Source organism: Pseudomonas sp. CFBP2511 (genome assembly GCF_030209255.1).
Taxonomy (GTDB): domain Bacteria; phylum Pseudomonadota; class Gammaproteobacteria; order Pseudomonadales; family Pseudomonadaceae; genus Aquipseudomonas; species Aquipseudomonas avellanae.
On record NZ_JARVSI010000024.1, the window covers coordinates 137,363 to 149,419 of the forward strand.

12 protein-coding genes are annotated in these 12,057 nt (G+C 61.1%); 7 read left to right on the forward strand and 5 right to left on the reverse strand.

Features of this window, described 5'->3' with window-relative positions; translation table 11 throughout:
• Nucleotides 1-151 precede the first annotated feature (151 nt).
• From QRN38_RS20425 to rhlE1, 4 genes are all read left to right on the forward strand, one after another.
• A complete protein-coding gene (locus QRN38_RS20425) occupies nt 152-856 on the forward strand; it encodes a DUF2076 domain-containing protein (RefSeq protein ID WP_046463346.1) in 705 nt (234 codons plus the stop codon).
• A gap of 270 nt (nt 857-1,126) precedes the next feature.
• Nucleotides 1,127-1,603, forward strand: a complete 477-nt coding sequence (locus QRN38_RS20430; protein ID WP_004397295.1) for an NYN domain-containing protein — start codon at nt 1,127-1,129, stop codon at nt 1,601-1,603.
• Between the two features lie 21 nt (nt 1,604-1,624).
• Entirely contained in the window at nt 1,625-2,236 is a 612-nt protein-coding gene (locus tag QRN38_RS20435; protein ID WP_005620592.1) for a 3'-5' exonuclease, read from the forward strand.
• Nucleotides 2,237-2,350: 114 nt separating this feature from the next.
• Nucleotides 2,351-3,679 (forward strand): RNA helicase RhlE1, encoded by a 1,329-nt coding sequence (gene rhlE1 / locus QRN38_RS20440; protein WP_011105110.1) that lies wholly within the window; start codon nt 2,351-2,353, stop codon nt 3,677-3,679.
• Nucleotides 3,680-3,770: 91 nt separating this feature from the next.
• On the opposite strand, the gene QRN38_RS20445 is transcribed toward rhlE1, so the two are convergent.
• On the reverse strand, nt 3,771-5,009 hold the full coding sequence (locus QRN38_RS20445; RefSeq protein WP_081025339.1) for a TIGR03862 family flavoprotein: 1,239 nt from the start codon (nt 5,007-5,009) through the stop codon (nt 3,771-3,773).
• A gap of 89 nt (nt 5,010-5,098) precedes the next feature.
• Nucleotides 5,099-6,016: a histone deacetylase family protein gene (locus QRN38_RS20450; RefSeq protein ID WP_007243791.1), complete on the reverse strand. Its 918-nt coding sequence runs from the start codon at nt 6,014-6,016 to the stop codon at nt 5,099-5,101.
• 135 nt (nt 6,017-6,151) lie between these two features.
• On the opposite strand from QRN38_RS20450, the gene QRN38_RS20455 reads away from it, so the two are divergent.
• From QRN38_RS20455 to QRN38_RS20465, 3 genes are all read left to right on the forward strand, one after another.
• Nucleotides 6,152-6,721 (forward strand): GNAT family N-acetyltransferase, encoded by a 570-nt coding sequence (locus tag QRN38_RS20455; RefSeq protein WP_057417833.1) that lies wholly within the window; start codon nt 6,152-6,154, stop codon nt 6,719-6,721.
• A 137-nt stretch (nt 6,722-6,858) separates the two neighbouring features.
• Nucleotides 6,859-7,728, forward strand: coding sequence for an acyl-CoA thioesterase II (tesB, locus tag QRN38_RS20460; RefSeq protein WP_011105107.1), 870 nt, complete (start codon nt 6,859-6,861; stop codon nt 7,726-7,728).
• Entirely contained in the window at nt 7,725-8,315 is a 591-nt protein-coding gene (locus tag QRN38_RS20465; protein ID WP_057417312.1) for an HAD family hydrolase, read from the forward strand. The genes tesB and QRN38_RS20465 overlap by 4 nt, the downstream gene beginning before the upstream one ends.
• A 176-nt stretch (nt 8,316-8,491) precedes the next feature.
• Here QRN38_RS20465 and QRN38_RS20470 read toward each other — a convergent pair whose 3' ends face one another.
• The 3 genes from QRN38_RS20470 to QRN38_RS20480 form a co-directional block, all read right to left on the reverse strand.
• Nucleotides 8,492-9,481: a hypothetical protein gene (locus tag QRN38_RS20470; protein ID WP_057417832.1), complete on the reverse strand. Its 990-nt coding sequence runs from the start codon at nt 9,479-9,481 to the stop codon at nt 8,492-8,494.
• A gap of 4 nt (nt 9,482-9,485) precedes the next feature.
• Nucleotides 9,486-10,376, reverse strand: coding sequence for a KPN_02809 family neutral zinc metallopeptidase (ypfJ, locus tag QRN38_RS20475; protein WP_004397257.1), 891 nt, complete (start codon nt 10,374-10,376; stop codon nt 9,486-9,488).
• Between the two features lie 136 nt (nt 10,377-10,512).
• Complete coding sequence (locus tag QRN38_RS20480) at nt 10,513-11,796, reverse strand: MFS transporter (RefSeq protein ID WP_007243787.1); 1,284 nt, start codon at nt 11,794-11,796, stop codon at nt 10,513-10,515.
• Nucleotides 11,797-12,057 lie beyond the last annotated feature (261 nt).

The window sequence follows — 12,057 nt, forward strand, 5'->3', positions numbered from 1 at the left end:
GCCCTTTGCTGAACCAAGCGCAGTGGCGGTAGGCAGGGGATTTCTTATCTTTTTCTTCATGTCATTGAAGCGCGTTGATGAGGCCCCATTTTCTGAGCATGGTCCTGCCCGTGCGGCGGGAAAATTCCAGTGGCAACTCAGTGAGGTGGTCATGAACAGCGAAGAGCAAACCCTGATCGATGGTCTTTTCTCGAAACTGAAAGACGCCGAAACGGCATCCGCCCCCCGCGATGCGGCGGCCGAGGCGCGTATCAAAGAGCACCTGACCCGTCAGCCCGCCGCTCCTTATTACATGACTCAGGCGATTCTGGTGCAGGAAGCGGCGGTCAATCAGCTGAATCAGCAGGTGAAACAGCGCGACGAGCAGATTCAGCAGTTGCAGGCCGAGCTTCAACAGGCCAAGGGCCAATCCTCATCTGCACCGGCCAGCGGCGGGTTTCTGTCGAGCATCTTTGGCAGCAGCGCACCGCGCGCGCCTCAGGCTCAGCCGAGTCAACCTTCCGGTGGCGGCTGGCGTGATGGGGCTGGCTTCAATCCAGCACCTGCGCCCGCCGCGCCGCAGGGTGGTTACGCCGCACCTGCGCCTGCTGCGGGCAGTGGTTTTCTCGGCGGCGCACTGAAAACCGCGGCCGGTGTGGCGGGTGGCGTGCTGCTGGCGGAGGGCATCAGCAGCATGTTCAGCCATCACAGCCAGCCGCAGGAGATCGTCGAGGTCATTCATGATGCGCCGCCGGTACAGGACAGCGGTTCGTTCAATGACCAGGGCAATTGGGGTCAGCCGGATCAGCAGTACACGGCCGATGACAGCTTTGATGAGGGTGGCGACATGTTTTCGGATGATGATTCGTTTGTTTGAGAGCGCAGTGATCGCTCCTCACGCTCCAGAACAGACAACTATCGTTGCGCACGCTCCAGCGTGGAAATGCCCTGGGTGACGCTCCGCGTCACAGGTCTGCGCCGCGCCGCCTATTCAAGATCGGACGCAGAGCGTCCAGAAATGCATGCGACGCGGAGCGTCGCACGATAGTTGAAGCTCACTTCCTTCCTCAAGCTGGCATACTGGTCGCCGATTCACATTCCGGATCGCTGTAACCAGTGGGCTTGTTGCCCGCCATGAGGAATTGCGGTGAAGAAGATCGCGGTGTTTGCCGACGTGCAGAACCTGTATTACACCGTGCGCCAGGCGTATGGCTGTCATTTCAACTACGCCGCGCTGTGGGCGGACATCAGCAAGCGTGGCGAGATTGTCCACGCGTTTGCGTACGCCATCGACCGGGGCGACAGCAAACAGCAGCAGTTCCAGCAGATCCTGCGCAATCTGGGTTTCACCGTCAGGCTCAAGCCATACATCCAGCGCAGCGATGGTTCGGCCAAAGGGGACTGGGATGTCGGCATCACCATCGATATCATGGACTTCGCGCCTCAGGTGGATGAGGTGGTGCTGGCGTCAGGTGATGGCGATTTCGATATGCTGCTTGATCGGGTGATCAGCAAGCATGGTGTCGAAGCGGTGGCCTACGGGGTGCCGGGGCTGACCGCGAATTCGCTGATCCGTGCTGCAAGCCGTTATGTGCCCATCGAAGGCGCATTGTTGTTGAAATGAATTTACAGGGTCAGGCCAGTGTTGGAACGTGTTGCAGTCATCGACTTTGAAACCACCGGAATCTCGCCGAACCCCGGTTGCCGGGCGACCGAGATTGCCGTGGTCATCATGGAGCAGGGGCGTATCGTCGAGCGCTTTCAGAGCCTGATGAACGCTGGCGTGCGCATTCCGGCGTTCATCGAAGGGCTGACCGGTATCAGCAACAACATGATTCGCACCGCCCCCAGCGCCGAGCGGGTGATGGGTGATGTGGCGGACTTCGTCGGCTCGACGCCGCTGGTGGCGCACAACGCCTCGTTTGACCAGAAGTTCTGGGATTACGAACTGTCGCGCATCCAGCGCAAGCGCGAACAAAGCTTTGCCTGTTCGATGCTGCTGGCCCGACGCCTGATGCCCGGCGCCCCGAATCACAAGCTCGGCACATTGACCAGCTACGCACGCCTGCCCAACACCGGCAAGGCTCACCGGGCGATGGCCGATGCGGAAATGGCCGCCAACTTGACGGCGTACCTGACCAACGAACTGCGCAACACCCACGGCATCGCCGGGATCTCCCACCAGATGCTGTGCTCGCTGCAGAAAGTCCCGGCCGCAAAAATCGGCGAAACGCTCAAGCGTCAGCGTGGCTTTTGATCCCGGGCATGTTCTGTCTGGTCAGATAAGCCGGATCGACACGCACAAGCTAACCGACGCGGGCCGGACAGGTTAAACTGCGCGCCTTGCGTGAATTTTCCCTACGGTATCCCCATGACATTCGCCTCTCTTGGCCTGATCGAACCCTTGCTGCGCGCCCTTGAAGCGCTCGGTTACCAGACACCGACGCCTGTGCAGACGCAGGCAATTCCTCCGGTACTGGCGGGCCGCGATCTGATGGCAGCGGCCCAGACCGGCACCGGCAAGACCGCCGGTTTTGCCCTGCCGCTGCTGCAACGCCTGACCATGGAAGGCCCGAAAGTCGCGCCCAACTCGATTCGTGCGCTGGTGCTGGCACCGACCCGCGAGCTGGCCGATCAGGTTCATGAAAGCATTCGTCAGTACGCCGAACACCTGCCGTTGAGCACGTATGCGGCCTACGGCGGTGTGAGCATCAACCCGCAGATGATGAAGCTGCGCAAGGGCGTGGACGTGCTGGTTGCGACGCCGGGTCGCCTGCTCGATCTGTATCGTCAGAAGGCGATCAGGTTTTCCCAGTTGCAGACCCTGATTCTTGATGAAGCCGACCGCATGCTTGACCTGGGCTTTGCCGAGGAGCTGCGCGGCATTTATGCCGTATTGCCTAAGCAGCGTCAGACGCTGCTGTTTTCCGCGACGTTCTCCGATGAGATTCGTCTGCTGGCCGCGCAGATGCTCAATGACCCGCTGACCATCGAAGTCAGCCCGCGCAATGTCGCGGCGTCTTCGGTCAAGCAATGGGTCGTGACTGTGGACAAGAAGCGCAAGGCGGATCTGTTCATCCACCTGATGAAGAAGCATCGTTGGGGCCAGGTGCTGGTGTTCGCCAAGACCCGCGTGGGCGTCGATCAGTTGGTGGACCGTTTGCAGGGGTTGGGCCTGAACGCCGACGGCATTCATGGCGACAAACCACAGGCCACTCGTCAGCGTGCGCTGGACCGTTTCAAGAGCAACGATGTGAAGATTCTGGTCGCCACCGACGTGGCGGCTCGCGGTCTGGATATCGACGACCTGCCGACCGTGGTCAACCTGGACCTGCCGATCGTGGCCGAGGATTACATTCACCGTATTGGGCGCACCGGTCGTGCGGGCCAGACCGGTGAGGCTATTTCGCTGGTGTGTGCCGATGAAGTGGAACTGCTGTCGGCCATCGAAGTGCTGACCCGCCAGACGCTGGAACGCAAGGAAGAACCTGACTTCGAGCCGGAACACCGGGTGCCGAGCACGGATGCCAGCGGCCAGATCCTCAAAAAGCCCAAGAAGCCGAAAAAGCCCAAGGTATCGAGCAGCAAGCGCAATCTGGGCAAATGGGTAGACAGCGGCGAGTCCGAGCCAACGCCGGCGGTCAAGCCAGTGCGTAAAGTGCCAGTCTTCAACACCGGGCCACGCAAGAAGAAGCCTTGATATACGCATGTGGGAGCGAGCCGGGCGACGCTCCCACAGAAAGGATTTATGTATAACGCTGAGCGCAGAGCGCAGAGCCTACGCACAGGAATCACTGTGAACTCAGCCACTCCACCATTCCCAACCCCGCAGCGCGGCCGCTGGCGAAGCAGGCGGTCAGCAGGTAGCCGCCGGTGGGCGCTTCCCAGTCGAGCATTTCGCCTGCGCAGAACACGCCGGGCAGTTGCTTGAGCATCAGGCGCTCGTCCATGGCTTCAAAGGTCACGCCACCCGCTGTGCTGATGGCTTCGTCGATCGGGCGCGGCTTGATCAGGTTCAGCGGCAGGGCCTTGATGGCCTCGCTCAACAACAGCGGATCGGCAAATGCCTCACGAGGCGCCAGTTCGCGCAACAGTGCGGCCTTCGCGCCGTCCAGCCCCAATTGGCTGTGCAGGTGTTTGGCCATCGAGCGCGAGCCGCGGGGTTTGTTCAGGGCTTTTTGGACGTCTGGCAGCGCTTTACCGGGCAGCAGGTCGATGTGCACAACTGCTGAACCCTGAAGGTTGATCTGTTCGCGAATCTGCGCTGAAAGTGCATAAACCAGGCTACCTTCAACCCCAGTCTCGGTCAGCACGCATTCGCCCAGACGCAGCGCTTGGCCGGTCAGGCCCATAGCTATGTTCTTCAGGGGCGCACCGGCAAATTTGCTGCGCAACAGATCGCTCCACGCGCTCACCTCAAAACCACAGTTGGCGGCTTGCAAGGGCGCGACGTTTACCTGCTGTGCTTGCAGCCACGGCAGCCAGGCGCCATCTGAACCGAGTCGCGCCCAACTGGCACCGCCCAGCGCCAGCAAGGTGGCTGCCGGTCTGAGCGCCAGTTCGTCATCAGCATGTGCGACGCGCAGGCTGCCATCGGCATTCCAGCCCAGCCAGCGATGCCGGGTGTGAATAACCACGCCCGCATCACGCAGCCGCTTGAGCCAGGCGCGCAGCAGGGGCGCGGCTTTCATGTCGGCAGGAAACACCCGGCCGGAGCTGCCGATGAACGTCTCGATTCCCAGCTCATGAATCCACTGGCACAACGCATGGCTATCAAACGCACGAAAAATGGGCGCGATCATCGCCGATCGTTCAGCATAACGCGCCAGAAACGCAGGGTAGGCTTCGGAATGGGTAATGTTCATCCCGCCAACCCCGGCGAGCAGAAACTTGCGCCCCACCGAAGGCATGCCGTCGTACAGGTCTACCTTGAAACCGGCCTGGCTCAATACTTCGGCCGCCATCAAGCCCGCAGGGCCGCCTCCGATGATGGCAACGGATCGGGAAGCAGGGGAGGCGAGGTCGGTCATGGTCAGCAGAGCATCGGCAGCAGAAGGGTGGGGCATTCTACCCGAGGGTTGTTTTCCGGTGTGCAACTCAGGTGACGTACAGCGTTTGGTCACAGCCCCATGTCGTTCCAGACCCTCTGCGCGCTGTGATGCAAAATGCCGTGCCGCCTCGCCAGCGCGTGGCGGTCCTTGCTGTAGCCGCCACCGATTACGCCCATGACCGGAATGTCGCGGCCCAAGCAATGACGCAGCACGGCTTCGTCGCGATTGGCCAGGCCTCGGTCGGTCAGTTGCAGATAACCCAGCGCGTCGTCCTTGTGCACGTCCACGCCTGCGTCATACAGCACCAGGTCCGGTTTATAGAAGGGCAGCAGGTAGTTGAGCAGGTCGTCGACGACGTTCAGGTAATCCGCGTCGCCCATGCCCATCGGCAGAGGAATGTCCCAGTCGCTCTGGGCCTTGCGCGCCGGGAAGTTCTTCTCGCAATGCAGCGAGACGGTGATAGCGTCCTCGGTGTCGGCCAGAATCCGCGCCGTGCCGTCACCCTGATGCACGTCGCAGTCGAAGATCAACACCTTGCCCACGCGACCGCTTTGCAGCAGGTACTGGCTGATCACAGCCAGGTCATTGAAAATGCAGAAGCCCGCCGGGTAGTCATAGTGCGCATGATGGGTGCCGCCCGCCAGGTGACAGGCGAGGCCGTGGGTCAGGGCCTGCTCGGCGGTCAGCAGCGAGCCGCCCACGGCGCGAATGGTGCGACGCGCCAGTGCCTCGCTCCAGGGCAGGCCGAGACGCCGCTGGTCTTCACGCGACAGGTCGCCGCTCAGGTAGCGACTGATGTAGGAAGGGTCGTGAGCCAGCGCCAGAATGTCCACCGGGCATAACTCGGGACGCATTAATTGAACGTCGCGGGTTAGCCCGCTGTCGACCAAGTAGTCACGTAATAAACGAAACTTGTCCATCGGAAAGCGATGGTCCTGCGCGAATGCAGGGCTGTAGTCGTCATGGTAGATAAGCGGCAGGGACATTTTGCGTCCGTTCTATTGCGTCGGATGATGGGTTTGAAGCCCGATAGTGCCAGTAATGCGTCCTCCCGCCCAGTTGCCTGGCGTGTCGGGTGGGTACACTGGTGCCCACTCACGTCTCGTTACACGGGGGAATCGATGGAACCGATACTCAAGCTTGATAGCGCTCGGTTGCTGATGCGCCAGTGGCGTGACGACGACCTGCCAGCCTTTGCCGCCATGTGCATGGACCCGCAGGTCATGCGCTATTTCCTTGAGCCGCTGAGCCGCCTTGAAAGCGCGGCCATGATCGGGCGACTGCGTGGGCATTTCGCCGAGCTGGGTTTTGGCTTTTGGGCGCTGGAGCGCAAGGACACGGGGGAATTCATCGGTTTCACCGGGCTGCACGTGGTGGGTTTCAAGGCTCCCTTTACCCCGGCTGTCGAGATCGGCTGGCGCCTGGCGCGTGAACACTGGGGGCTGGGCTTTGCCAGCGAGGCGGCGTGGACGGCGCTGGGCTGTGGTTTCGAGCGTTTGAAGCTGGACGAGATCGTGTCGTTCACTGCGGTCAGCAACGAGCCGTCGCAAAAGGTCATGCAGGCGATCGGTATGCAGTACCACGAGTCGGACGATTTCGACCACCCCAACCTGCCTGACGGCCACCCGCTCAAACCACACGTGCTGTACCGCATCAGCCGTGAACAATGGCTCAATACGCTGAAGCCCTGATGGATTTGCGCGCAGGTTCGCCCTCTTAAAACTGTATCATTCCATTTAATTAATAGTGCAGGCTCCGGGGCCTGCCAGGACCTGCGTCGACTGTTGTTTCCTTGCGGATGCAGCGTCGATGTGTGCGAGGAGTGAGAATGAGCCAAGTGCTGGATGATCTGGTTGCGTTGCTGACGCTTGAAGCTATCGAAGAAAACCTTTTTCGCGGCCACAGCCAGGATCTGGGGTTTCGCCAGCTATTTGGTGGTCAAGTGTTGGGGCAGTCTTTGTCTGCCGCCAGCCAGACGGTTGAAGAGGACCGGCACGTTCACTCGTTGCACGGCTACTTCCTGCGCCCCGGCGATGCCGGTCTGCCGGTGGTCTATCAGGTTGACCGGGTGCGCGATGGCGGCAGTTTCAGCACACGCCGCGTGACCGCCATTCAGAAGGGCAAGCCGATCTTCACCTGCAGCGCCTCGTTCCAGTACGACGAAGAGGGCTTCGAGCACCAGACGGTGATGCCGCAGATTGTCGGCCCGGAAAACCTGCCGTCCGAGCTGGAACTGGCGACTCGTCGCGCGCACCTGATTCCTGATGCGATGCATGACAAGTTTCTGCGCCCCAAACCGATCGAGTTTCGCCCGGTGACCGCCGACGATCCTTACGATCCCAAGCCTGGCGAGCCGGTCAAGCATGTGTGGTTTCGCGCCGATGGCAGCTTGAAAGACGTGCAGTCACTGCACCGCTACATGCTCGCTTATGCCTCAGACTTCAACCTGCTGACCACGTCCCTGTTGCCCCACGGCAAGACGGTCTGGCAGCGCGATATGCAGGTCGCCAGCCTCGATCACTCGCTGTGGTTCCACAACGACCTGCGCACCGATGACTGGCTGCTCTACGCGATGGACAGCCCCTGGGCAGGTAATTCCCGTGGTTTCTCGCGCGGCAGCATCTTCAATCGCGCCGGGCAACTGGTCGCATCGGTCAGCCAGGAAGGGCTGATCCGCCACCGTAAGGACTGGGCATGACACTCGACGGCATTCGGCACTGGGTGTTCGACATGGACGGCACCCTGACCGTCCCGGTCCACGACTTTCCGGCGATCAAGCGTGAACTGGGCATCCCGCAGGGCGACGACATTCTGGGCCACCTTGCGGCATTGCCTGCCGACGAGTCGGCGGCCAAACATGCCTGGTTGCTGGAGCACGAGCGAGCGCTGGCGCTGGGCTCGCTGCCTGCCGACGGGGCAGTTGAACTGGTTCGCGAGCTGGCTGCACGTGGCTATCGTTTAGGCATACTGACCCGTAACGCTCGGGAGCTGGCGCACATCACCCTGCAGGCTATCGGCCTGGCGGACTGCTTTGCTGTCGACGATGTACTGGGCCGCGACGAAGCAACGCCCAAGCCCGATCCTGCGGGCTTGCTGAAGCTGGCCAGCGCCTGGCGTGTCGAGCCACAACGCATGGTCATGATCGGCGATTACCTGCACGACCTGAGCTGTGGCCGTGCGGCTGGGGCGAAAACGATCCTGGTCAACCTGCCGGATAATCCCTGGCCTGAACTGACCGACTGGCATGCGGTTGATTGCACGGCGCTGCGCGGGATGTTGGGGTGAAGGCGGGAGGCTGACCCCGCCTATCGTGCCAATGCTCGGCGTTGGCATGCATTTCGTGACGCTCTGCGTCACAGCTCTGCGCAGCACTGCACACCAGGATAGGACGCAGAGCGTCCCGACATGCATCCCCACGCGGAGCGTGGGGACGATAGTTATAGTGCTCGGACGTCACCCCCTCAAAACGGCTTGAACAACACCGCCTGCCCCTCAGGCGAGGTGAAGATACCGTCGCCGTTGTGGCCGACTTTCGGCACGATCACCAAGCGCTGATTCAGACCTTCAGGATGGCGTTTCTTGAGGTAGTTGAAGTAGTTCTGGCCACGAATCAGGCGATACGCGCCTTGTGCTTCGGCGGCGCAGGTCTTGTCCAGGGCAGGGTGGTTGCGGTCGGCGTCCAGCTCGCCCATCAGGTAAGTGATGTCGCGCTTTACGTAATTCTTCTCGATGTCAGCCGGTTTTTCCTTGCCCGAATAGAACGGCATCTTGTTCAGGCCGTATTTCCATTCGTCGAAATCAGGGCAGCTCTGCGCCGTTACCGGTTCAGGCCGCTCTGCGTCGAAATAAGCGTAGGACGACGGGTTGGCGATCACATAACGCAGCTTCACACCTTCACGCTGCAGCAAGGCATCTTCCTTGCCACCGATCATTGCATAGCGCTGCACCACCTGAGCACCCCCGGAATGCCCGGCGATGACCACTTCCTTCAGATTCGGAAACAGCTTGCTGTCGCTCAGGCGCTTGAGGATATGGTCCAGTACCAGAAACGAGCTGACGGGCTTGGGACCGGTGGAGGTTGCGCCTTCCATCCAGCTGTTCTGACGCCAGCGCAGGATCGACTCTGGCAAGTGATGCGCGACGATGTCCTTCTCATCCAGAAACTGCGGCGCAATCAGCAGGGTCTTGCCGCGCTCTTTTGACTGGTTGGCGGCACGCTCGATGCTGCGCAAATAAGTTTGCGCATTGCGCAGACGACCGTGCAGCACGATCACCACGCGCTCGATCTTCGGCTTGGGGTGCACCCACTCCTGGCTCAGCCCCAGTGTCGCCTCTGCGCCGTTGATCGCCAGACGATCCGGGCTGATAGACGTAACCGCTTGATCCTCGGCATGCGCCCCGAGGCTCACGAAGGCAGTGCTCAACAACAGGACCAGAAGCGGTTTAATCATGTGCTCAGAGACTCTTGGCGGCGAACGTGTCGCATTGATTGATTTGGCCTTGCGCAAAACCGGTCTTGAACCAGCGCACGCGCTGGGCGGAGGTTCCGTGCGTAAAGGAGTCCGGAACGACTCGACCACTGCCTTGCTGCTGTAAGCGGTCATCGCCAATGGCATTCGCCGCATTCAGCGCCTCTTCAATATCACCCGGCTCCAGCCAGTTCAAACGATTTTGTGCGTTATAGGCCCAAACGCCTGCAAAACAGTCAGCCTGCAGTTCCTGGCGCACCAGCAAACCGTTGCTGCCTTCCATCTTTTGACCGGCCTGACGGGCCTTGTCGACCTTGGCCGAAATGCCGAGCAGGGTCTGCACGTGGTGGCCGACCTCGTGGGCGATCACGTAAGCCTGGGCAAAGTCGCCGGCAGCCGAGAAGCGCTGAGACATTTCACGGAAGAAATCCAGGTCCAGATAAACCTGCTGGTCTGCCGGGCAATAGAACGGACCTGTCGCCGAGGTGGCGCGACCACAGGCGGAGTTCACCTGACCGCTGAACAGCACCAGGGTCGGGTCTTTGTATTCGCGGCCATTCTGGGCGAATACGGCGCGCCAGGTGTCCTCGGTATCGCCCAGAATGCTGCGCACAAATTCAGCCTGCTGATCGTTGGCCGGTGGCGCCTGTCGCGTCTGCGCACTGGGTGGCGCGCTTTGCTCGGTGCCCTGGCCGGTCAACTGGCCAAGAATCTGCATCGGGTCCTGGCCGGTCAGCAGGCCGATGGCAACAATGATCACAATGCCGCCCAGCCCCAGGCCCTTACCGCCGATGCGCATACCGCCGCCGCCCCCACTGCTGCCGCCATCGCGTGCATCGACTACGTTGTCGCTGCGTCGGCCTTTTTTCCAGAGCATGTCGGATCCCTCTTCTTTTCGTGCAATAAGTGTCGCTGCTGATGCACGTCTGCGCCAGTCCGGCGGTCCGGCCAGCGTGTGCAGGATGCGAGGGTATAGAGGTGCGAGAGAGGCGATTGGTTCGGGAAGTCCGTACCTAGCTTTTCACCGCCTGCGCCTGCAACACATCAAGCGGCGACGCATCGGCGAAACGATCGACCTGACGCAGCGACTTGAAGCCCGCCATCCACGCACCAACCACGCCCAGTGTACACACGCCGCCCATGATTGCGGCCGGGATTGCGCCGACCAGTGAGGCACTGGTGCCCGCCCGGAATTCGCCCAGCTCGTTGGAGGAACCAATAAACAGCATATTCACCGCATTCACCCGGCCGCGCATGTTGTCTGGCGTCGAAAACTGTACCAGCGCCGAGCGGATGTAGACGCTGACCATGTCCGCCGCGCCCGCGACCAGCAATGCCAGGCACGACAGCCAGAACAGCGTGGACAGGGCAAACACCAGATTCGCCACACCGAACAGGCCGACGGCGAAAAACATGGTCATGCCGACATTGCGGTCCAGCGGGCGCATGCTCAGGTAAATCCCGACGCCCAGTTCGCCCAGGCTCATCGAAGCGCGCAGCATACCCAGCCCTTGCGGGCCCAGGTTCAGCACTTCATGAGCGTAGATTGGCAGCAGCGCGACCACGCCACCGAGCAGCACGGCGAACAGGTCCAGTGAAATGGTGCCCAGGATGATCGGCCGCGAGCGGATAAAGGCAATGCCCGCCGTGAACCGGCCCCAGGCGCTGGAGCCCAGATCCACAGGCTTGCCGGCAAAGGGCGTGGCAACCCGGGCCAGCAACAGGATCCCGGCGATGAATGCGGCCACACACACCGAATACGTCAGCTCTGCGCCGCCCAACCAATACAGATAACCGCCGATCAGCGGGCCGCCGACGGTCGAGCAGCGCATGATCACGCTGTTGGTGGCGATGGCTGAAGCGAGTTGGTCGCGCGGGACAATCTGCGGCAGCAGGCTTTGCAGGGCCGGGCCGGTGAACGCGCGGGCGCAGCCGTAAAGCATCAGCGCGCCGTAGATCAGCCGCAGGTCGTGCAGTTTCAGCGCTGAGAACACGAACAGAATGACGCCGCACACCGCCTGTACGCCCCAACTGATCATCAGGATAACCTTGCGGTTGTAACGGTCGATCAGGTCCCCGGCAGGCATCAACAGCAGTAACATGGGGATGAACTGAGCAAGGCCGACATACGCCAGCGCCATCGGCTCGCGGGTCATGTCATAGACCTGCCAGGCAACCACCACTGCCTGAATCTGCATGGCAAACACAGCCATCAGGCGCGAGAGGATAAAACTGACGAAACCGGGCTGGCTGGACAACTTGACCGGGGCAGAGGCAGCGGAGAACTCAGAGCTCAAGATCGGATCCCATCGGGCGTGTAAATCGGGTCTCGATTTATACCTCAGCGGATCGATAGGAAGCTAATAAATAAACTGACAGTTTCGCAGTGAAGCGCCTATCGTTCCTCACGCTCCGGCCCAGACACCTATCGTTCCTCACGCTCCAGTGGAATGCTTTGCGTGACGCTCTGCGTCACAAATCTGCGCCGCGCCGCGCATTCAGGATAGGACGCAGAGCGTCCAGAACGGCATGCGACGCGGAGCGTCGCACGATAGTCA